This window comes from Aureimonas sp. N4 (assembly GCF_001463925.1).
Lineage (GTDB): Bacteria > Pseudomonadota > Alphaproteobacteria > Rhizobiales > Rhizobiaceae > Aureimonas > Aureimonas ureilytica_A.
In genome coordinates, this window is record NZ_BBWS01000051.1 from 36888 (window position 1) to 60004 (window position 23117).

Here is a 23117-nt window from a genome sequence, read left to right on the forward strand (position 1 = left end):
GAACGGCTCGCAGGTCGTTTGTATGCTCAGTCGAGAACCTAGCACCTGTGCGCCCGCTCTTTTGAGTGCTGCCGCGGTGTCGTTGGCAAACGCTCACGCCAGTCCCCGGACCGACACCGCCTCACGGCGATCCTGATCGCGGCTAGGAGTTGGTTGGATCGCGCCTGTCTCCCCCTCGTTCATGAGATCGAGTCGTCCGTTGGGTGAAGCAGCGTCGCTCGAGGAACGACAAGGTCTTCGTTATTCCAATCGAGGTCGAGCAGATACGCGCGTTGGTTTTGGCTTTTCCTGCGCGAAACTCGTTCGCCTTTCAGCTTCAGTCGAAATGGACCAGGTCGACTGCAAGCGGACCTGCGTCTGGGAACAAGGTTCGGTGCTAATGCGAATGACCGTCCGTGCCACCACCTAGCCATCGCTCTCTAGGCAACGCCGTTCCAGCGTCTCGGATATGCCTTATCCGCTATCTCACCTGCCCGGTCGAAACGAGATGTGCTCCACCGTTTTTGGCAAAATCTCGCGCGCTTGGAGTTTTTGGACGTTTTTCTAGTTTTTATCTAGTTTTAGAGAAAATTCCTTACCAAGAACAACGGCTTAAGCCCTGTTTTTGGAATGATGTACGGTTTTGACGGAATGATGTACGGCGTTGACGGAATGATGTACGGTTTTTTTGGCAGTGATGTACGGTTTTGCTCCTCGTTTCGAGCGCTGGAAATCACCTGCCGGAGATCCGATTTTTGTCAAAACTGGACGGACTGATGTACGGTGTTTTGGCAATTCCCAACACGGCGTACCTGAAGCGGTTCTCGTGATTTTGTCAAAACCGGGCGGACTGATGTACGGCATTTTGACATAGGCCTTGCGCCTGGAAAGCTCTTTTTGTCAAAACCGGACGGACTGAAGTACGGTGTTTTGTCATTCCGGACTGTCAGATTCATTGGCGAGTTCCAACCGCTTCCGCATGTGAAGCACCTGCCCTCTCTCGCCTTGTCGCAACTCCAGATTATAATCTGGGAGCGGGTCTTCCTTTGTTCCTTCGACCAATCGCTCTAGGGCCTGAGCGAATTTATGCGCCGGTAGACGCGAGCCGCTGCGCACATGGACGTCATTGACGCGATAGAAAGCCTCACCTTCCCCTGCCGTTTTGCGGGCGAGGCGATAGATGAATTTCGCGAGCGGTCGCGCGATCAGAAAATAGTCGGGGTTGAGGGTCAGGATCGAGGGCTTGCCACTGGGCGTGACGACGCCCTCGTAAACCCAGCCCGGTATCTCGATCTCCACCTGATCGATCTTGTCCTGCACCGTGCGCGACACGACCTTGAAATGGCCGATGAGCGGAAACGCTTCCGTTTCGCGACGTTTGCCGTCGCTGAGATTGGTGATTTTGATGCGTGTCGCCTGCAGGCGATCGAGAGCCTTTTCCAGTTCCAGATATTGCTTGCCTCCCAGATCGCGCCGGCAGAACTTCAAAAGCTCGGCTGCGGCAGGTCGATAGATGCGAGCGGGAATGTCGGGTCGCAGCCCCTTCTTCTGGGCGATCCCATATTCGCGCATCTCGGCCGCGAGATGCGACACCATGTTGATGAAGATGTCGTAGTCGTAGGCCGTTGCCAGACCCACTTCGGCACCGCCTTCGATCGTGACGATGCTGTCCTTCAGCTCATAGCGCAGAACCCCGCCCTTGACCGTCTTCGACAAGGAGAAGGGTGCGATATCCATGAGGTTGAGATCGTCCTTGACCGGTGCGTCATGAACCGTCGGGACGAAGAAGGAGAGTTGGTCGTCATCGAGAGGAGCGGCCCGCTTGGTGGGGCGGGGCTGGCTCGGTGCCTCATGGGTGATGGCCTTCTGGACTTCGCCCAGATGAATGGCCTCACCCCATTTGCCCATAGCGGCCCGTAGGCGCTCGTTGCTGATCTTTTCGAGCTGGAGGTCGGCAAAGCTGCGACGCGAGTAGAAACGGCGCAGGCGGCTCAGCGCGTCCTTCTCTAGAGGTTCGAACACTTCGCCGCGCGCGGTCTGGATTTCTTTGACCACGCCTTGCAGATAGGCGTTCTTCTCATGCAGCGAGAGGGCTGCGAACGCGTCGCGTGCCAAAAGATCGAGTTTATGCCTGCTCATGACCAAGACCGTGACCGGTAGACCGGTGCCAATGATGTCCAAGGTTTAGGCATAGCGCAGATAATGAGGCGACGTCGAATGGGGTGATGGACGAGTGGAGTTCCATCCATCAGCCGCGCAATCCAGCTTCGCCGGTTTGATCAGAATTTGACCTTGGACCAATCGATATCGATGTTCTGCCCAAAGGGCAGTCCCGATGGTTCAGCTCTTTGAGGGGATGAAGGCGTGTGTGCCGGCCTACTGACCGGTTTGGGCCGTGATGCGGCCAGTTCTACGAGCTTGTCGATATGGCCTGTCGAGAAGAGCTGTGCATAGGCTATCGACAGGGCTCCATTCCGACGGATTGCTGCGAACGCGGCGTCATCGAGCCCGTTCAGTTTGGTTTCGCTTAGCCGAAACAGACCGTCGACTTGTTGCACGTCCTCGCCGTTTCGAATGGTGAGGGGCCACGGCTCAAGGAGGCCCAATTCGCCCAAATGACCGCAGATGGTCGAAAGGCGCATTTCTCCTCGTGCGACCTCGACGATGAACGACCAGACATCAAGGGCCGCCTGTGTCAATTGCCCTGCAGCATCGAACAAGGCCTCGCCGCCCTGACGCACCAGAAGACCGCTCGATTCATCGATGCAGAACACGGCATCGTTGCTGCCTTCCGCCCGTCCGATGCGAAACGGATAGGACCGTAGATGAGCAGGTATATAGCCGGCGATCCAATGCCCTTGGGGGGCCACGAAAAGGTTCTGTCCTGGCACAAGCCCGAACAGCGCCACGAGCTGCCAAGTCGGTCCCTGTTGGATGAAAGCCAGAGGCAAATGGATGGCGGCTTTGGCGAATTCCCCATCGGCCAAGGGTGCAAAGGTCGTCCCTGCTGCGAAATTGTAGTCGCTAAAACGCCGCCAGCCGAAGTCCTTGTGACGCTCGCGAGAGACCGGAAAAATGGTAGACGCGTCGCTCATGGAACGCCTCATTTCGTATTCAGGAAAGGCAGTGCCTGCCAAGAAAGCACGTCGGGGTCAATTGCTCGCGGGCGGTGGTGGCACGGGCGGAAGCGACGGCTGAGTTCCCTGTGTTGCGGAAGGGGCGCGCGTGGCACCTGATGCGCTTCCACTGTTGGCGAGGCTGTTTCGGACCTCCTGCACATCGATCACATGAAGCGGCGAGGCGGACGGCAGGATCATGCTGCCATCCGCGCGTCGTGGCAAATCCTGAAGCCGCTCGACCCGCATCGGCGGTGCTTCTTGGACATATTCATCCGTCACCGGCCGGGGAGACGATGCCCCCGTCTGGATATGGTTGGGCGTTAGTGGTGCGGCAGATGGATTGGAAGATGGGCCCGGAGGAGGAAGGGGAGTCGGTGCGCGCGAGGGAGTGGACAACCCAACAGATCCCAAAAGATCGTCCGGTCCGCTCATCGTCGTACAAGCCGCTAGAACACACGCAGCAGAGACGGCAGCGATACGGAGGAGGGTTGAACGAAGCTGCATGGGCGAGAATGGCTCAATGGGACGGACGATTTGGGAAAGCCCAAATGCTCCAGTCAGAAATGATATGGGATGGTAAAGATCGTGGATCTTACGTTCGAACGGCAAGCGTTTAACCCGCATGGAGTTGACAAGCGAACACACCCACGCCCTTTGCACGGCATAACAGCACAAGTGAGCCTATCTCAGAGATTTCACTGATGAGGGCCTTCGGTGCCAACGGAGTTAGGGAATGGTCGATAGCACTCTTCGGACGGATTGGGAACTTGTTGATTTCGGTGGAGAAATTGACTGGGAACCCCGTCGCCTTGTGTTTCCGGGACCTTGGGCTGGCCACATCCCTTTTGCGTTTTGGCTCGTAAAAGCGACCAGGCCCGAACTGCTCGTCGAACTTGGAACCCATACGGGCAACTCTTATTCGGCTTTCTGTCAAGCGATCGATATATGCCAGACTCCGACGGAGGCTTACGCCGTCGATACCTGGATGGGCGACGAGCATGCCGGACTTTACGGCAACGAGGTGTTTGAAGACGTCTCGCGTTATAATCAGACGAATTTCTCTGCCTTCTCGACGCTTGTACGCAAGACGTTCGATGAGGCCCGGGAGTATTTCCAAAGCCGAAAAATCGACATCCTTCACATTGACGGGATGCATACATACGAAGCTGTCCGCCATGATTTCGAGACTTGGAAGGATCGGGTCTCGGATCGAGGTGTCGTTCTCTTCCATGACACGAATGTGCGCGAACGCGAGTTCGGTGTCTGGAAGCTTTGGCAGGAAGTTTCCTCCCAGTATCCAGCGTTCGAATTCCTTCATTCGAACGGGCTAGGCGTTTTGGGAGTCGGTACTGATCTGCCAGCTCCTATCCAGGCCTTTTTCCGTCTTGGTCAAAACTCGGAAGCTGCGGCTGCGATCCGGCAGCGTTTTTCGAGACGCGGAGATACGCTTTTCCAGCGAACCGAGGTGATCGCCCGCGACCGCATCATCGCAGATTGCCGCAAAGCCATATCGTCTCTTGAAGACGGGTTTCAGAAGACTCATGCAGCGCTCGCGGAGCGCGACTTGTTGGTCGCACGACAAGACCAGGAATTTAATGAGCGCCTCAAACAACAAGAGAGCGAACTCTCGGACCAGCTTCGTGTGAGCGAGCGGACGGCCAATGATCGGATCGCCCATCTCGAAAGCGCCCTCAACGCGGCGCGTGATAGCGCAAGGCGGCTTTCCGAGGAGTTGGTTTCGGCCAAAGCCGATGCCTTACGGATTCACGACACATATCTGCGCTCAACATCTTGGCGCGTGACCGCCCCTCTTCGCAAATCCGTTTCTTTGCTCAAGGGAAACACTCGACAGCCGTCAGTTTCAACACCTTCATCCGCATCAGCTCTTGATGCCGGCAAGGAGGATGAACGACGACTTTCAAGTCTCGCTTCCACACAGGACATGAAATCCATTACGCGCAGGATGTTTGCCGAGCGCTTGGATATCTTCCTGCAAACGGGCGCCAAGCTACGCTTGCCGAGGGCGGAAGAGCCTGACGTCTCGATCGTTCTCGTCCTCTACAATCAGGCTGAGCTGACGTTTGGCTGCTTGGCCTCGATCAACGAATGTCTCGCCGCCAGTGAGTTGAAAGTCGAGGTGGTGATCCTCGACAATGGTTCGAAGGATGAGACCACACGGCTTCTCGACCGGATCGAGGGTGCGACTATCGTTCGTTCCGAACAGAACCTGCATTTTCTGCGAGGCGTCAATCGTGCTCTGGACGAGGCTCGTGGACGCCATGTCCTACTGCTCAACAATGACGCACAGCTGATTGCCGGCTCGCTCGAAACGGCAGTCCGCCTGCTGGACGAAGATCCCTCGATTGGCGCTGTCGGCGGACGCATCATCTTGCCGGATGGGACGCTGCAGGAGGCAGGTTCGATCATCTGGAATGATGGGACCTGCGTTGGCTACGCACGTGGACGCGCGCCGGACACATCGGAGGCTATGTTCCGTCGCGACGTTGACTATTGCTCTGGCGCGTTTCTCCTGACCCCGCGCACAGTGTTCGAACGCCTTGGTCGCTTCGACGAAACCTATGTACCGGCCTACTACGAGGAAACGGACTATTGTCTGCGTCTTCGTGAGGCTGGTCTGCGGATCGTTTTCGATCCTGACATCGTCATCCTGCACTACGAATTCGGTAGTTCCGCTCAGAGTTCTGATGCTTTTGACCTGCAGCGTCGCAACCACGAGCTTTTCAAGCAACGCCATAGCCAGTGGCTGCTTCATCAACCCGCCCCTGACCAGAACCTGCATCAAGCTCGCATGGCTCATTCCACCGCCAAGCGCATTCTGTTCGTGGACGACCGCGTTCCCAAACCTGAACTGGGGGCTGGCTATCCCCGCTCCAACGACATGATTGTAGCTCTGGATAGGCAAGGCGCCAAGGTCACGCTGTTCCCCATGTTCCGCCACAAGGAGGATTGGGAAGGCATTCGGCGCTGCGTTCCCATTGGCGTCGAAGTCATCCGCGAAGGAGAAGCGGCACGTCTCGGAGCGTTCCTGCGGGAAAGGAAGGGCTGCTTCGAGGCCATTCTCGTCAGCCGTCCGCATAATATGAAAGTGCTGCGCGAACTCCTCGACAAGGAGCCCGAACTGCAGGGCAGCGCAGAGCTCATCTATGATGCTGAAGCTCTTTTCTCCCAGCGTGACATTCTTCGAGGCGAGGTATTGGGCGAACATATCGACGAAAGTCGTGCTCGCGCCCTTGTCCAGGAGGAGCTAGGCCTCGTACGCGGCAGCCGCGCCGTTCTTTCGGTGTCGAGCCAGGAACGCGACCTCTTCGTCCGGCATGGTGTCGAGAACGTGCGACTTCTCGGCCATGCGGTCGACATCGACCCAACGCGGAACGGATTCGACGAGCGGAGCGACATTCTCTTTCTTGGGGCCGTTCATTCCGACATTTCACCCAATGCCGACTCCATCCTCTGGTTCACGCGAGAAGTCCTTCCGCTGATCCGCCGCGAATTCGGCCAGGATCTTCGTCTGAAGGTCGTCGGCATGGTCGAGGCGCCCAGTGTGGCGGCGCTGGATGGGATCGATATTGAAATGCTGGGGCGGGTCGAGGACCTGCGTCCGGTTTTCGAGACGGCGCGCATCGTCGTCATCCCGACGCGCTTTGCGGCAGGCATTCCTCATAAGGCTCATCACGCTGCGTCGCTGGGCGTGCCGATTGTCGCGACGGAGCTGATCCGCGCCCAGCTGGGCTGGGCCGATGGTCGGGATCTCCTGACGAGCGCCAGCGCGGAAGGCTTCGCCAAAGCCTGCATACGGCTCTACACCGACCCGGTGCTCTGGGCATCGATCCGGCAGGAAGCACTTGCCCGTGTGGAGGAGGATTGCGCGCCTCCCGCTTTCGAGAAAAGCATCGCGGAAGTCCTGGATCTTGTTCCGGCGCCTGCCAGTTCACGCAACGTGGAGGGAGATTATGGTGTCGCCCTCCACGTTGGGCGTGAGCCGAAATACGATCTAGCTGCCCGCGTTCCTTTCGACTTCGCCGATGCGACCGACACTGGCTCTGCGAAGGTCGCGGCCGTGGTCCATATGTTCTACGAGGACCAGGCGCCGTCCTTCTTCAAATATCTGTCGCACCTCCCGGATGGTGCTGACCTCTTCATCTCGACGGATGCGGAGGAGAAGAAGGCGAAGATCGAGGAGGCCTTCAGCGGCTTCCCACGCGGCAAGGTGACGGTCCGTGTCACGCCCAACCGGGGGCGTGACATCGCCCCCAAGCTCGTCGGCTTTCGGGATGTTTACGATCGCTACGATTTCGTTCTGCATCTTCATTCGAAGGCCTCGCGTCATGACGAGAACCTATCGATCTGGCGGTTCTATCTCTTGGAAAGCCTCGTCGGCACGCCGGAGATCGCGCGCAACTGCATCTGGGCGCTCCAGCATTCGCCCGAGCTCGGAATGGTCTTCCCGCAGCATTTCGATTATGTGCGCCGCTGGATCGACTGGGGTCGCAATCTCTCGATCTCGCAGGAACTGGCGGGGCGGCTGGGCTTCCGCATCCGGCCCGAGCGGGCGCTGGACTTCCCGTCCGGCTCCATGTTCTGGGCGCGCTCGGCGGCGCTGAAGCCTCTGCTCGATCTGAACCTGTCGTTCGACGACTTCCCGCCCGAAGTCGGCCAGACGGACTATACGCTGGCCCATGCGGTGGAGCGGCTCTATGCTATGGTCTGCGAACGAGCAGGCTATCGCTGGATGAAGATCGCGCGGCCCGCGATGATGGTGGATCATGTCGGCGTGACACCGCTTCATTCGCTGCCCGAGTTCGAGCGCTTCGTCGCCGAGCATACGGTGAACATGACGGGTTTCGACCCGATCCCCGTCGCCCAGCATCCCTTCCCCTATAACGGGGAAACCCCTCCGGCGCTTCTCCAGGCCGCCAAGGGCGTATGACGAGCCGGCGGGAGGCAGAAATGCCTCCCGTTTTCGTAGGCGATCACGCTTGAGGGCGCGTCCCCTGTTGGTGCTTATCCGAGCAGGGCAACGTCTCGCTGGATGATAAGACATGCCGCGACGTGGCGGCGAAGTCTCGTATGCGATCACGAGATCCATCGCACCAAAGGTGCATCACTCATATCGAAGTGAATGATCGGCTCCGACCTTGCGTAGAAGCATTTGAGCGATGCTCGAGCGTGTTCACGTATTGGCGCAACGAGAACACGAAGAATGCAAAAGGCCCCCGCCAGCATTTGCTGACGGGGGCCTTTTGCCTCGTGATCTCAGATCAATGAGTTAGATTAGGCAACAACCAGGTTCTGCGCCGTGAGGTCAGCAACCTGAACGCCCGTGAGCTTCATCAAGCCATCACCCGCATCAAAGTCTGCGGTAGAAGTGCCAGCATTGTTGAAGACGTATGCATCGCCACCATAGTTGAAGATGGAATAGTCACCAGCATCTGTAGCAGTTGCCACTAGCACCAGCGCGTCCGCCAGATCCGTTGCAGCGGAGATGCTCGCCTGCTCGGCGTTCGTGATGATGTCACGAGTGCCAAGAGAGGACAGATTGAGAACGTCAGAGCCAGCCGTGAAATCTGTGATAGTAATCAAGTCAGCAGAGATCTTGGTGATATCCGAGATGTTCGACAGCCCGGAAACCACGAGAGTGTCGTTGCCAGCGCCGAGCGTGATCGACACGGCCGTCGCATCCGTGGTGTTGGCGCCCGTGAACGTCAGAGTGTCGTTGCCAGCGCCGAGGTTGATTGAGATTGCGGAAGCGGTCGTGCCCAGCGCGGTGGAGAACGTGACCGTGTCAGCGCCCGCACCGGTCGTGAGCGACGTCAAAGCCGTATAGGTTGCGTCCAGATCCAGGGTCAAATCACCCGTCGAGTTTGCCGCGTTGAGCGTCGTCAAGACATCGGCGTCAGCCGCTACCGTGATCTCGCCGTCGCTGCTGAGGTTGAGGTTGATGGTCTCAACCGCAGTGGTGCCGGTCTTAGTGTCGATGGTCAGAGCGCCAGCGCCCGCAACATCACCCGAAACGCTGACGGAAGTCAGGTCATTATCGGTGGTTTCAGCGAAAGTAAGTGTGCCGCCCGTGGTGACCTTCTCGAGAGCTGCGGTGGCCGAGGTCACGCTGTCCTGAACAGTGATCGTGCCGCCAAGATCGCCACCACGGAAACCGGCGGTGACGCCAGCGCCGACTTCAATGGAGCCAATAGCGTCGCCGACCTGCCAGATCTGCTGAACGCCTTGGAACGAGTCCGAGCTCAGGTTTGTAATCGCCGAGGTCGTGGCAATGTTGACGATTTCGACGCCCTGAATAGTAGCGTTTGCGTTGATATCGACGTTGCCCGTGCCGACGAGATTCAGCGTATCGGTTCCAGCAAGGCCATTGATCGAGTCAAAAGCGCCCAAGTTAGCGATATCGCCACGGAACGTGTCGTTGCCGCTTGTGCCAACCAGATTGTCGAGGTCGGAGGTCAGGGTGAACGTTCCGCCGGTACCGACCGGGATACCTGTGTTCGTGAACGGACCATTGGCCGGAACGCCGGTGCGCGTCTCGAACTGGCCGAACAGGACATAGTGCTCGTAAGCGGTGGCGTAAGCCTTGCCGGGGCCGACATTGGCGGCCACGTCTTCGTTGGCCGCGAGATAGGCAGCAGCGTCGAACTCATTCGCAAGATTGTTGCCGTCGGTGTCGATCGCAGCGTCGGCGGCAGCGTTGGCGAAGCGGCCTTCTTCGGCGCCGAAGGTCAGGAAGTGCTCGAGCGGGTTGACGCGTGCTGCGGCAACATCCGGGTTTGCCGTCAGATAGTAGGTGACGTCGAAATAGGCGTTCGGATTGCGGCCTTCGAAGCGGCCGTAGGTGTTGAAATGCTCCTCGGCGCTGGCGATCACGCCGCGCGAGATCGCGAAAGCAACATCAGGGTTCTGCTGAAGATAAAAAGACGCGTTAAAGTCAAGCATTGCCATTTGGAGTCTCCGTTGGCGAGTTTAGGACCGGCGCCGGCCCCTTGACGTGTCGAATACTTCGAACGCCATTTCATCGCTCCCGTCATGAAACGAGCGATGACATAGCATCCGATCGCGCGGAGCTCTCCAGAGAGCTCCTCCCGAATATAACCTATAGGTGTCCCCCAAGGCTCGAATCAGCTGTAAAGCATTTGCTGTACGCTGACAATCCCTAATCCAGACTTAGCAACTATAGGTATCACTGTAGCGATGACATGGAAGGTTAGCGGGCAGCACATGAATGGGTATCTGACCCTGCGGAAAAAATGCTCTTCTGAGCTGCCGGAGCTTTTCCGCTTACGAAACGACTATTTTTTTGAAATAAATAATTCGTATATTGATGGTTCGTAGTAGTATAAGATCTTTTTTGCGAATTCGTACTCGTCTAAACCTAAAGCTTTTGCCCATTCCTTATATCTATCGGACGGTATTTTTCCTCGGCCCAACTCGATCTGTGAGATAAATGTATAAATTTTTAGATCAAGAATCTCGGATAGATCTTTTTGAGTGAGGCCGGCCTCCTCTCTTTGCTTCTTTAGCCATGCACCTCCTTCCTCTCGGAGACGCTGCCGCTTGGCGTCTTTGAGAATGGTTTGAACTGCCATTGATGTCGCCTTTGAAGGAATGAGCTTTCGGGTATGTCGATCTCTAAGTGTCGATAAGGTAGACTGACAACACCATAGGTAGAGAATGTTTGTTGGCTGCCACAACAAGTTCCCGGGCAAAACGCCCGGCGATCACAAACAGTTTACAACTTGGGATTCGGTCTTTGCTGGAGCTGGATCGTTCTCTCTCAGGCGGCAAAGGGGGATATCCAACCGGAGCGGCAGCTTCGTTCAGACGCTTCCATAGCGTACGCAAAGGCAATTATTACTTTCTGTATCGAGAAATATTAATGGAAGTGCTGGGAATCTGTTTCCCCACCTGACGTTGAGAGAGGCGAATGGAAACCAGTGGAATTTTGATTCTACTTTCATCGAGCACGCAAAGGTGGAGTTAAATGCCAGAGTGAGATCGCTGTCCTCTAGGATCTATCTCGATCACACGACTTGCGCTGACTGGCATGGAAGTCTTGCGCTTCCATCGCAGCTCGTTGGCTTCTCGCGCATGCGATGTGCCCAAGGATTGGTTCCACATAAAGCTGACCGAAGCGCCAGCATCGCGGTTTAGATTTTCGCCGCGGGGGGAGCTGGGTTCGGGGAGGCTCAAAGGAGCCTCCTTCAATTTGAAGGTCACCCGAGGGTCAGCAGCTACTGATGGTAGGATGAAGCTCTGATCAGCAGGCAGGGTGTGAAGAAGCCGAGCTGAGCCGACGAATGCAGTCAATCCAAATGGATCTCATGCTGGGTGAGCAAGCCCGGTGACGTGCCTCCAAAAAATCGGACCGTTTTGAGCTGGAATTTTCCACTTATGATCCCGGAGCCGGGACGAGGAGAATTCTATGAAGAAGTCGAAGTTCACCGAGTCGCAGATCGCGTTTGTCCTCAAGCAGGCTGACGAGGGAACGGCGGTCGCTGAGGTCTGCCGAAAGGCGGGGATCTCGGAGGCGACGTTCTACAACTGGCGCAAGCGGTACGGGGGTATGATGCCGTCCGAGGTGAGGAAGCTGCGCCAGATCGAGGAGGAGAACGCGAAGCTGAAGCGGCTTGTCGCGGATCTGTCGCTGGACAAGGCCATGCTGCAGGACGTTCTGTCAAAAAAGCTCTGAGGCCTGCTCGCCGGCGCCAGTTGGTGGACGAGGTTCGAGCGTCCTGGAAGGTGTCGATCAGACGGGCCTGTTCGGCCCTGAAGGTCGGACGCTCGCTCTACACCTACAAGTCCCGGCGCGGCGACCAAGCCGACCTGAAGACCCGGATCCAGGAGATCACCCGGACGCGGGTGCGATACGGATATCGGCGTGTCCATGTCTTGCTTCGGCGGGAGGGATGGGCTGTGAACCCGAAGCGGATCTATCGACTTTACAAGGAGATGGACCTGCAGCTCAGGAACAAGGTGCCGAAGCGTCGCGTGAAGGCCAAGCTGCGGGACGACCGGACGGTGGCGACCCATGTGAACCAGACGTGGGCGATGGACTTCGTTCACGACCAGCTCGTAACGGGTCGCAAGCTGCGCATCCTGACGGTCGTCGACACCTTCTCGCGGTTCTCACCAGCGATCGATCCGCGCTTCAGCTACCGAGGCGAGGATAAAGTGCGGGCGCTGGAGCGCATCTGCGGCGAGGTCGGCTACCCCCAGGCCATCCGGGTCGACCAGGGATCGGAGTTCATCTCGCGAGACCTCGATCTCTGGGCCTACCAGAAGGACGTCGTGCTCGACTTCTCGCGGCCTGAAAAGCCAACTGACAACGCCTTTATCGAGAGCTTCAATGGCAAGTTCCGAGCCGAGTGCCGGAACACCCACTGGTTCATGAGCCTTGACGACGCGAAGGCCAAGATGGAGGCTTGGCGTAGAGACTACAACGAAGTCCGCCCTCACAGCGCGATCGGCCACAAGACCCCGATCGAGCTGATGAAACGCTCGGACGGAGGCCCGCCCGCCTGAGCAATCACCCCCGGAAATCCTCCAGCCGGGCGGTCCAAAGTCGGGGGGCACGTCAAAAGAGCCCGAGAGCTCTCATGACGCCTGGGCCAAAGTCCGGGTCAGGACCAGTCGTTGGGCGGACTCTAGCCATCCGTGGATGAATTTCAGGGGGTCACGTCAACCAATCCATCACCGTAGGATCAGGCGTAATTGACGTAATACGCAATTCCTTCGTATTTAAATTGCGGAATGGTCGTTTCTATATTTATCTTTTCACTCTCGTCTACTGTGTAAAAGTGAGTTCCCGTCTGAGTGTTGTAGAATCTGAAAAGAGGATGAACGTCATATCTTTCATTGTTTCCGTATGCATCGTATGCTTTTCCTTCAAAAACATATTGCGGGAGATTCTTTTGAATCTGATCTCTTTCTTCCGCGCTTGCTGTATAGAAGTGAGTGTTGGTATCTTTATTATAAAAACGCCATACCTCAACATATCGATCTCTGAGCGGATGAAAGTCATCCTTGCCGTCGAAAGCATTGCCTTCGTATTTGTAGTTCGGGAGGTGACTCAGGATGCTATCCCGCTCCTCAGCTGATTGAGTATAAAAGTGCGAGCCCGTTTTCTCATCGTAAAAACGAAAAATATCTGGCCTCTGTTTCGTAGGCAGAAGACCGGAAGAGTCATAACCCAATGTGTCTGACGCCTTGGAGGCGTTCAGAGATGTGTCGTATGCTTTGACATAGAACTGCTTATAATCGGTTTTAGAAATTTCGAAGGATGTACTATTTTTAATTCCAGAATACACTTCTTGGTACGAGCTTGGATCCCGAGAGTCACCTGCAAATAACTTGTAGGACGCTAAATCGGATTCAACGTTCCGATCCCAAGAGAATGTTAATAAGGAAAACCCTTCGCGCCCGGCTACACTCGAGTAGCTGAAGCCTGTCGGTTTTGCGGGAGGTGTTGAGTCTGTAGCCAGCCCTGCTGAGAAGCTTGTTATATCGATAACATGCTGAGGCTCTGACATGATGGGCTTACTCCAAGGCTTCGTATTGCTCTCATTGGTGACATAGGAATTGGCGTGGAGCAACTCCATCGTGTATTCAGCGTAATGCGAAGTTGCGTCCTTGATGCGAAGTGTCCTTCGAGCATTCATCGGCTTGGCGAGATCTATGGTCTTTGAGGTAGCCGGAGCACTCCCGTATACGCGGGAAGAAACCGCGGGAAGATGATCGGATTTTGAAAATGCCGCTGCCTGTAAGCGATCTGCGGCAAAGTGTGAAGACGTTGATCGGTCGTCTTCAAAATCTTTCACCTGGGTTTTATAGCAAGCTATAAACTCACTCAGGTAAGATCGCGCCATTGTGACAGATGATGTAAGGTTGTATCGTTTGCACCATCCTAGCAGTCGTGTCTGAGGTCCATCTTGTTTCTGAGATTCATGTCGGTGGGGGTCGTGAATACGGCCATTCACTGGCTGTCGTTCGCCCTGTTCGTCTGGTTCGGCTGCTCGCAAGCTCTTGCCAATCTGATGGCCTTTTGCCTGGCAGTGACGTTTTCCTTCTTTGTCAATGCGCGTTGGACGTTTGGATCGCAGGCGTCAGCATTCCGCTACATGCTCTATGTCGGTTTCATGGGCACGCTGGCAACCACGGTCGGATGGGCAGCGGACACGACGCACCTTCCTGCGCTCATCACTCTGATTGGCTTTTCCGCCATCAGTCTCGTATGCGGATACGCCTATTCCCGCTTCGTGGTGTTCAAGGATCGGACATGAAAATCAGCCTCGTCGTGCCGGTCTTCAATGAGGAAGAGACGGTGGGCATGTTCCACCGAACGGTGCGGGACTTTTTCAGATCGTCCGATTTCGCTGTGGAAATCGTCTTCGTGGACGACGGAAGCCAGGACCAGACCTATCCGATCATTTCAGGCTTGTCTGCTAATGATCCACTCGTCGTTCCAATCCGCTTCACGCGCAATTTCGGCAAGGAAACCGCGTTGATTGCCGGCATCGAACATGCGAGCGGCGACGCGGTCATTCCGATCGATGTCGATCTCCAGGACCCGATCGACGTCGTGCCCCGCTTGATCGAGAAATGGCAGGAGGGCGCGGACGTTGTCCTCGCCAAGCGCGTGGATCGCTCTTCTGATACGCATCTCAAGCGTCGGACGGCGGAGATGTTCTACCGGCTGCACAATCAGATCAGCCGCCCGAAGATCGAGGAGAATGTCGGCGATTTTCGTCTGATGTCGCGCGAGGTCGTTGAAACGATCAAGCTCATGAAGGAACGCAATCTCTTCATGAAGGGCATTCTCAGCTGGGTCGGCGGCGAGGTCGCGGTCATTGAATATGTGCGGGCCGAGCGCACAGCGGGACGCTCGAAGTTCAACGGCTGGGCCCTGTGGAACCTGGCGCTTGAGGGGATTACGTCCTTTTCAACCGTCCCTTTGCGGATCTGGACCTATATCGGCCTGACCGTTGCCAGCTTCGCCTTCCTTTATGGCGTCTGGATGATTCTGGACAAGTTGATCTGGGGCAACGCCGTGCCGGGCTACCCTTCGCTTCTCGTCTCGGTCTTGTTCCTCGGAGGTATCCAGCTCATCGGCATCGGTGTTCTCGGAGAATATATCGGCCGGATCTATATCGAAACCAAGCAGCGGCCTCGCTATGTGATCCGGCGCGAACCGGGAAGTCGCTCCTTGTCCTGAGGGGAGCCTCAGGGGTCGAGCGGCGTTATGCGCAACGACTCCAATCCCATGCCAAGCCGTCGAATGTCGGAATTGATGCCCAATTCCCAAGGCGACTTAGCCATGGGAATGCGAAATTCGAGATGGCTGACCGGGTGACCTGTCTGTAGTTCGACGCTGATCTCGCCTCGATCGCCCGCCAGCACGAAGGGAACGGCCGCGTCCCCGGCCACCACTTCGAACAGCTGCCCGACATTCGGCCCGAATGCCTGAGCGCGCAGCGTAAGGCGGAAATGCTGCGGCAGAACCTCAGCGAAATCGATCCGCGCGACATCCGCGCCGGTCCAGACGCCCCAATCCTCCGGCTCGCCCCAACCGGCGCCGAGATAGATTTCGCCGCCGCTGCCTTTGCCGAGGCGCAGCGTCTCGTTGAGGCGTGTCGGGCCGTAAAGCCGGCTGAGATCAAGGGAATAGGTCTTGGTGCAGCTCTCGCATCCCATCCAACCGGGAGCAAGAACCGTGAAACCGTCGATCGTCGCGAGCATGTCGCCGGCCTTCAAGGACTCGCGCGCGAGCTTGGCGCTTCCGTCGTCGAGGAGATAGAGCGAATCCGGCTCGTAAGTGCCCGTCGCCAGGGCCTCGCGCGCCTTCTCGACCGCCGCGATCAAACCATCCGGGCTGATGCGCGCAAGATAGACGGCGTCCGTCGAGAGCCCGTTCTGCGCGGCATAGGCGGCGACCATGGCCCAATGCGGCGAGTTGTTCATCGGAATCACCCAGCGCACTTTGGAATAGCGGCGCGCGGCGTCGGCCCAGAACGGGTCCTTCATCGGGAGAGCGATTGCGGAGGAGGCCGGCGAGATCAGACGCGGCCGGAAGACCCAGCCGGCGCTCGTATCCACCAGCTGAACGCAGAGCGCGAGGCCGAGAAACCAGCGCCCCCGCGCCGCGCCCCAATGCTTCAGGGTCGCGATGAGAATGGCGAGCGTGATGAGATAATAGACCGGCCAGAACATGCGGCCGGACGAGCGGAAGGTGCTGGTGATCCCATCGAGCTGCTGGGGGAGGGGAAGCCTCAGGTTCCACGGCCCGAGGCCGACGATATTGCTGACCGCGAAAATCGTGAGGCCAAGCGCAGCCAGAAACAGAACCGGCGAGCGACGGATGCGATGGAGCAGGCGCTCGAACTCCGCTCCCGCGAAAGGCAGGTTGAGGACGAGGAGGATGAGAACGCCGAGGCCGAGATAGTTGAACCCTTCATAATCCCCCCAACCGCCCGGCAGGTCGGCGACCCAATAGCTCCAGCCATCGGAATCGAAGAGGGACAGGAGGTTCATCCGGTAGATGCCATAGCCCCCGCCCGCCGCGCCGCGCCCGACGGAGAAATAGCCCGCCTGCCATGCGGCGAGGCTGGAAAGACCGACGGTGCCGACGAATTCCAGAAGGCACGTGCGCAGCCGTGCGCCCTGTGTCAGCCAGCCATCGGCGAGGCTCGCCAGCCAGATCGCGGCGACCAGCGCGGCGAGATAGGCGTGAACCAGCACGGACAGCGCGACGAGCAGTGCGAAAGCGACCGAGCGCCGGCGCTCGCGCGAGGCGAGATAAAGGTCGATCGCGGCCAGGATCAGGAAATGGGAGAAGAGGCTGATATGGCCATGCAAACGCCAGATCATCGGCGGCGCGACAACCATGAAGCCGGTCATGGCGGCCCGCGCCCATCGGTCCTCCGTGAAGCGGCTGGCGATCCGCCAGGCGAAAAAGCCTTGCGCCAGAAAGCAGACGAGAACCCAGAGACCGAAATATTGGAAGGTCGGCGTCAGCCAAGCGGAGAGCGCCTTGAAGGGAATGGCCAGAAGCGGCAGCGAGTCGGAAAAGGTGATGGCGCTGCTGATCTCGAGGCCGAAGCGTGGATTGAGGCCAAGAGGCCATTGCCATCCATCGGCGCGAAAGAAGGCCCAGCCGAGATAGTGCTGCAAGGGATCGCCTGTCCCCAGCCAAGCGATATTGCTCGGCCAGATCAAGACGCCGCCCGTCACTAAAAAGAAGGCTGCGATGCCAATTATAATCGGCACTGTTTTATCGCTCTTACAGATTATTACTTGTGCTTTGATCAATTTATATTCCAAGCAAATCTAAGTAAAATCTCAAAATGCAAGAGTTTTCACTTCAAGTGCGCGAAGGATGCGCTATGGCAGCGTCGCATTCAAGGGTAGAAGCATAAATCATAATTTTACAAGTTAATCCCTTATCAAATATCATTCATCCAATACAAAAAGGCAGGCGGCTTGTCAGCCGCCTGCCACATTGAGTCTAGATAACGGATCTAGCGATAGTTACGCGAGCGTAACCGTACCCGAAGCGTATGTGGACGTCGAAAGGTCGTGGAGACCGGTAAGCTTCACGACCGTATCCGCTCCATTTACGAACGAAGTTGCGGTGCTGTTGTCTTCCACGACGTAGGTGTCGCCACCATACTGGAACCAGCTGACCTGGTGACCGCCGGAGGTGCCGGAAGCCGCAGCATTCACATAATCCTGGAAAACTGCCGTATTCGCCAAGGTAACTTTGCCGGTTGCGAACGACGAGGCAGCGGTCGAGAAGGAGATGGTGTCCCCTGCATTCGCGTCGGTAATCGTCGAGTAGGTGTTCGCGTTAGCCGTAACACCGATGACGAAAGCATCATTGCCGCCGTGACCGGCAACAGTCGCATGGTTGCCGAGGGTGAATGTATCAGCCGTCGTCGTACCAGTGATGTTGATCGCAGAGGAGGCAGCGGTAGCCGCACTCACGTTGATCGTCACGCCAGCAGTGTTGCTTGAAGCGTCGATCGAAGCAAGGCTCGTCTGCGTCGCAGCGGACGTGAAGGCCAGCTTGTCGTTACCCGTGATGTTCAGGTTCTTCAGAGCATCATCGGTAAGCGTCAAAGTGAACGTCGAAACGCTCGACGCGTTCACGCCGGCAGCATTGACGTTCAGCGTTTCGATACCTGCAGTCGATGTCGTAACTGTCGCGGTCGAAGCTAGCTCCGAGCCATGGATGTTCAGGTTCAGAACGTCAGCGGTACCCGTCGATGCACCCGTCACGGTGATCGCAAGGCTACCAGTATTGGTCGACAAAGCGCCGCCGAACGTGACGGTGGAACCCGAGGTCACACCCGTTACGGTCGCCGCACCACCTGCCGCAACGCCAGCTTCAGCCGAAAACGACGTGATGCCAGCAAGCTTCGAGACGTCAACCGACGCGCCGTTAGCGAGCGTATCCGTAATAGCCAAGACTTCGAAGTTGGTGATCTTGGCGAGGTCGGTGGCCGAGTAGCCAGAAACCGTCGTATACGCGCTGCTCGTCATGGCGATGGTGTCGGTGCCAGCACCACCATCGATCATCGCACCGTTAACGGGAGCCGAAGCGAACGCAACACGATCGTCACCAGCGCCAAGGCTGATCACAGCAGTTGCGAGCGGAGCAGCCGTGAGAGCCAGCGTGTCAGCCTGCGAGCTGCCCGTGAAAGCAAAGTTCGCGACGTTGCCAGCAGCCGTCAGTGTCAGACCGCCCGTGCCGGTGAGACCGGATGCGTCAATCGTCTTCAGGCTAGCAAAGCCGCCAGCCTCGGTCAGCGTCAGCGCGTCACCGGCGCCAGCTACGACGAGCGACGAAAGGTTCGCACCACCCGTCGCGACGTTCAGAGTGGAAGCGGCACCGTTGACCTTGAGATTGAGGGTCTCGAAGGAAGTATCAGCAGCGCCCGAGGCATTAGTGATACCAACAGTTGCTGTGGAACCGTTAGAAACCGAGAGCGTGACGGCATCAGATGTTCCGCCGCGGTTTGCCACGCCAGAAATGTTGAAATTGGTCGTGCCGTGAGCGTTGTCGAGGTTCAGCGAAGCAGAGCTCGAAACGTTGTTGATCTGCGTAACAGAACCACTTGTCTGGCCGCGTGACGTGAACGACGTCGTGCCGAGCGCATTGGCGGCATTAAACGTATAAGATGCACCCGACGTGTTATTGATGATCACGTTCTCGACGCTGTTCAGGGTCGGAGCTACCGGACCACCAGCAGACGTCGCCCGCACGATCAGCGTGTCGTTGCCTGCGCCAGCGTTGATCGTCGTACCATTCGCAAGCGTCCCATCGGGAGCCACGATGACATCGCTGGTAGACGTGCCGTTAAGCACTTCCGTGGTGGCAGGCGAAACGATGCCCTTGAGCGTCAATGAACCGTCGTTCGTCAACGAAGCTGCGAGGGACTGACCAGAAAGAGTCTGCGCACCAGCGCGGGCTTCGAACTGACCGAATTCGACGAAATGCTGGTAAGCATTGGCGAACACGCCGCTCTTTACAGCCTGCGCGACGTCGGGGTTGGCATTCAGATAAGTTGTCGCGTCGAATTCATTCGCCAGACCATTACCATCCGAATCGACCAAATTCGCGATGGTCGCGTTGGTGAAGCGATCTTCTGCTGCACCGAAGGTCAGGAAATGCTGAAGCGGGTTGACGCCGGCAGCGGCAACGTCCGGATACTCCGTCAGGTAGAACGAAGTATTGAAGTAGGCGTTCGGATTGCGAGCCTCAAAACGGCCATACATGTTATAGTGATCTTCAGCACTTGCAATCAGGCCGCGCGAGATCGCAGCAGCGACGTCCGGGTTGTTCTGAAGATAATAACGGGAGTCGAATTCGAGTGCCATTAGGAGTCTCCGTTGGCTTGTTTGAGGGCCGGCGCCGGCCCTGCTGGCTTCACGATTATCTCGGCCGCCATGTCACAGCTCCGCGCCTTATCGAGCGTTGACATGGAGACCGCACCCGATTGGGGCGCCCTCAGGCTTTTAAGATTTCGAAGCTATCCCTCAGCGGCCCCCACCGCTATGTCGTTCTGGTCCGGCACGTGGAATACAGCAATCACTGTAGCCCTGCAAGCGAGGTAGGGTTGGTGAGCCCCCTTTAGCGGACCCAACCGTAACCGAAAAGACGCAATTTTAACGTCAAACCTCAGGTATCATTGATGAGAGGTTAAGCCTTGCGTCAGCTTCGCCCCTATCAGCCTGGAATCAAGCGGCTGTGGGCTGCGTCCCGCCGTGATGGGACAGGAGATCGGGGTCGGCCAGCACACCTATAAGGCGCACGGTACCTATGTCGGTGTCTCCCAGCACGAGATCGACGCCGTCCGCATGAGCCTTGGCGGCCATGGCGTCACCCAGTTTCCCGTCGAAGGACAGATAGTCCTCGCCGAAGACGAAGCCCTGGAGCACCAGCGTCGAACCGGCCTTGTACACGATCGTTTCGTGTTGCCCGGCTTCCAGCGTGATGGTTCCACCCGCTGGCGTCAGCGTCGTGACCTCGGGTTGGGCTTTGGTCGTCTCGTGCCCGCCCGGCTTCGAAACATCGCCATGCGAACCCGCGTCGCTGGTCGCTGGCCCCTTGGTCGGCGGAATTTTGACGACATCCGTCTTGCCGCTGTCTACGCTCGAGGTGACGGACAGGCTCGTCCCGACAGGCAGCTTGACACTACCTGTAGTGGCGGTATCGGCATGTGAGGACGATGCTTCGCCTTCAGGCTGGTCTTTCGTGCCGTCCTTCAGCACGATCGTCAGCTCGCTGGACCCAACGCTCACCGGCTTCTGGATGAGACTTGCAGCCGCATCGTGTTTCACCAGCTGCGATACGACCCATCCGAGATCGAGCGCGGCAGCATCCTTCGTAACGTCCATCTTGGTTGAATTCGCCCCAGCGGACGAGGATGCTGCGCTGGTCTGGACCGCAACAGTGGCAGGCGCGGGGACGCTCGCTGTGCTGGATTCGCTGGAAGAGCCAACCGTCCGGCTTGTGTCCGTCGTCGCCACTGTCATCGTCTGCGAAGCAGGTGCTGCAGAAGGAGCGGCAGACTTCTGCGCCGGCAGCGCAGGCGACGTGAAGGACGGAGAGAACACGGCGTGTTCCGCCACTCCGTCCAATGCGCTTTTGACACTCGGCGTCGCGCCGATTGTTGAATTGGGCGCAACTTCAACATGAGCCGCCGGCGCGGCATGGACTTCAACAAAGGTGCTCGGTGCGGCGACGGGTAGCACGGCACCGTCCTTCGCCACGTCGATCGGAGCAGATTTCGCATGGGCGGATTCGATGGACACGAAGGCCGTCAAAAGCGACGCGAACTCATGCACGAAGCTACTGCCCGTCGCCTCTCCGGACGCATGCTTTTCTTCGCTCGCAAAACTGCGCGCGAATTCAGCTGCGAGAATACCGGCAGCCAGAGTCACGCTGGCTCCCACGCCTGGCACTTCGGCCAGGAAGCCGACATGAATGGGAAGAGCGTTCGCTACGCCAACAGACCCAATCGGCGCAGCCGGACCGAGATTGACGACCGATAAACCTGTGGCAGACGTCTCTTTGGCGATCCTGCGCGACCCGACACCGTCCGGCGCTTCATTGGCCTGAACCGTTTCAGCGGCAAGAGCTGCCGCGCCGGATGAGCCGGCATCGTGGCTCGGGCTTTTCGCCTCGAACAGGAAATGCTCATGCGCGCCATCAGGCAGAGAGGCGTCATCATGCGTCGTGGCCGCTTCGGCCCGTCCATGCTCCAGAAGGTCCACCAGCATGATCGCCGCGGCGACAAAGGCGGTGAGAAAGGCGCTGGGATGGAGAACGACGTTGGAGCCTCGACGCACTTGGGTGCTGAGGGCGAGCGGGGCGTCCTCCAGCATTCGGTCGGAGACTTCACGAAAACTCGTACCGGTATAGGTGCCGCCCGTCACGCAGTTGATGACGTGGATTTCGCTGTCGATGCGCGCGATGTGCACCACGACATTGTCGGTGCCCGCCTGGACATAGACGAACCAGGGATCGCCTTCGTCCGTGACACCGGCTTCGACCTCGACATCCAGCCCGGCCGCGCAGAGACGATCCCGGACGCGATAGAGCTCGGCCAGATCCTGGTTCTGCCATGGCATCTTGGCCGGCAGAGGGGGCGTGTTGGGTTGGCGACGTCCGAAGGAAAGAATGGTTGCCGTCACGACGCGATCCGCTCCCAAGCGCTCAGAGGCTGACGCTGATCAACGCGGCGACCTGACGAGCGATCACGCCCGACCCTCTTCGCCGAAGAGGATTTCGTACGTGCTGGGTTCGTAATAGGCCATGATATTGCGCACGAAGTCACGCGCGTTCATGTCGAGAGCGCTCGCCCAGGTGCTATAGCGCTCGGCCGGAATGCGGCCGCGACCTGCCTCGATCTGGGAAACGAAGGTATAATAGCCGACCTCGACACGCTCGGCGAGTTCACGCTGCGACAGACCCGCCGCTTCACGACGGCTCCGCAGCCAGGCACCGCCTTCTTTGCGAAGACGCTGGCGCGCCATATCCTCAGCCAGAACAGTCTGCGTCGCCATCACTCTACCCTTACGCGCCTGACCACTAAGCCAGCGTCCGGAAGCGGATCAAAATTCCAGATGAAACCGCTTCGACGGTCGGAATTTCATCATAAGACAAATTCCGCACGAATTCCAGTGACGGCAACGCCGACATTCGGCCTCGCAAAAGGCCTTTTCTCTTACTGCACCGGCTGTTCGACGGGGCGGGTCTCCATATGGTCAGCCAGGCTGCGTAGAAGCATGACGGCGGCTTCGCGACCGACGGTCATTTCCACCAGATTGGCATAGGCGGTGGACGCCGCGCTCAGGACTTCGGTGAAAGGCGCTTGCTTGCCGCCTTCCTCGACAGCCTTCTGGAGATAAGGAACGAAGACATCCTGCGTCAGACGCATGACCCGCTCTTTGTTCTCGGGCGGAAGCGGAAAGCCGCTGGATTCGGTCATGGGA

General features: G+C 57.8%; 14 protein-coding genes. 4 read left to right on the forward strand and 10 right to left on the reverse strand.

The genetic code is table 11. The features are described 5' to 3' along the window. Nucleotides 1-912: 912 nt before the first annotated feature. Together AUL28_RS16985 and AUL28_RS16990 are read right to left on the reverse strand one after the other, a co-directional pair. Complete coding sequence (locus AUL28_RS16985) at nt 913-2118, reverse strand: replication initiator protein A (RefSeq protein ID WP_062224268.1); 1206 nt, start codon at nt 2116-2118, stop codon at nt 913-915. 140 nt (nt 2119-2258) lie between these two features. Beyond that, entirely contained in the window at nt 2259-3074 is an 816-nt protein-coding gene (locus AUL28_RS16990) for a SapC family protein (RefSeq protein WP_062234865.1), read from the reverse strand. A gap of 757 nt (nt 3075-3831) precedes the next feature. On the opposite strand from AUL28_RS16990, the gene AUL28_RS17005 reads away from it, so the two are divergent. After that, nucleotides 3832-8046: a rhamnan synthesis F family protein gene (locus AUL28_RS17005; RefSeq protein WP_082640529.1), complete on the forward strand. Its 4215-nt coding sequence runs from the start codon at nt 3832-3834 to the stop codon at nt 8044-8046. A gap of 344 nt (nt 8047-8390) precedes the next feature. On the opposite strand, the gene AUL28_RS17010 is transcribed toward AUL28_RS17005, so the two are convergent. After that, the gene (locus AUL28_RS17010; RefSeq protein WP_156420048.1) at nt 8391-10064 is read right to left on the reverse strand and encodes a beta strand repeat-containing protein; all 1674 of its coding nucleotides are present in this window, start codon (nt 10062-10064) and stop codon (nt 8391-8393) included. Nucleotides 10065-10411: 347 nt separating this feature from the next. Beyond that, the gene (locus tag AUL28_RS22230; protein ID WP_082640530.1) at nt 10412-10708 is read right to left on the reverse strand and encodes a helix-turn-helix domain-containing protein; all 297 of its coding nucleotides are present in this window, start codon (nt 10706-10708) and stop codon (nt 10412-10414) included. A gap of 836 nt (nt 10709-11544) precedes the next feature. On the opposite strand from AUL28_RS22230, the gene AUL28_RS17020 reads away from it, so the two are divergent. After that, nucleotides 11545-12644, forward strand: a protein-coding gene (locus tag AUL28_RS17020) for an IS3 family transposase (protein ID WP_156420049.1) whose coding sequence is annotated in 2 segments (ribosomal slippage) — nt 11545-11806 and nt 11806-12644 — 1101 coding nt in all. Because the reading frame shifts where the segments join, the coding sequence is not laid out codon by codon here. Between the two features lie 179 nt (nt 12645-12823). On the opposite strand, the gene AUL28_RS22780 is transcribed toward AUL28_RS17020, so the two are convergent. Continuing rightward, nucleotides 12824-13939, reverse strand: a complete 1116-nt coding sequence (locus tag AUL28_RS22780) for a hypothetical protein (protein WP_156420050.1) — start codon at nt 13937-13939, stop codon at nt 12824-12826. Nucleotides 13940-14065: 126 nt separating this feature from the next. Between AUL28_RS22780 and AUL28_RS17030 the strand changes: the two genes are divergently transcribed. Together AUL28_RS17030 and AUL28_RS17035 are read left to right on the forward strand one after the other, a co-directional pair. Further along, a complete protein-coding gene (locus tag AUL28_RS17030) occupies nt 14066-14401 on the forward strand; it encodes a GtrA family protein (RefSeq protein ID WP_062234888.1) in 336 nt (111 codons plus the stop codon). Then, entirely contained in the window at nt 14398-15333 is a 936-nt protein-coding gene (locus AUL28_RS17035) for a glycosyltransferase family 2 protein (RefSeq protein ID WP_062234890.1), read from the forward strand. Before AUL28_RS17030 ends, AUL28_RS17035 begins: the two co-directional genes overlap by 4 nt. A gap of 8 nt (nt 15334-15341) precedes the next feature. Here AUL28_RS17035 and AUL28_RS17040 read toward each other — a convergent pair whose 3' ends face one another. The 5 genes from AUL28_RS17040 to AUL28_RS17060 all read right to left on the reverse strand — a co-directional run bounded on the left by AUL28_RS17040 (nt 15342) and on the right by AUL28_RS17060 (nt 23113). Beyond that, nucleotides 15342-17384 carry a DUF6311 domain-containing protein gene (locus AUL28_RS17040; RefSeq protein ID WP_280137286.1) on the reverse strand — a complete coding sequence of 681 codons (2043 nt, stop codon included), beginning with the start codon at nt 17382-17384 and terminating at the stop codon, nt 15342-15344. 261 nt (nt 17385-17645) lie between these two features. Next, nucleotides 17646-19997 (reverse strand): beta strand repeat-containing protein, encoded by a 2352-nt coding sequence (locus AUL28_RS17045; RefSeq protein ID WP_062234896.1) that lies wholly within the window; start codon nt 19995-19997, stop codon nt 17646-17648. Between the two features lie 360 nt (nt 19998-20357). After that, complete coding sequence (locus tag AUL28_RS17050; protein WP_062234900.1) at nt 20358-22316, reverse strand: hypothetical protein; 1959 nt, start codon at nt 22314-22316, stop codon at nt 20358-20360. A gap of 63 nt (nt 22317-22379) precedes the next feature. Continuing rightward, nucleotides 22380-22688 (reverse strand): helix-turn-helix domain-containing protein, encoded by a 309-nt coding sequence (locus AUL28_RS17055; RefSeq protein ID WP_058635000.1) that lies wholly within the window; start codon nt 22686-22688, stop codon nt 22380-22382. A 161-nt stretch (nt 22689-22849) separates the two neighbouring features. Next, on the reverse strand, nt 22850-23113 hold the full coding sequence (locus AUL28_RS17060) for a hypothetical protein (RefSeq protein WP_058635001.1): 264 nt from the start codon (nt 23111-23113) through the stop codon (nt 22850-22852). Nucleotides 23114-23117 lie beyond the last annotated feature (4 nt).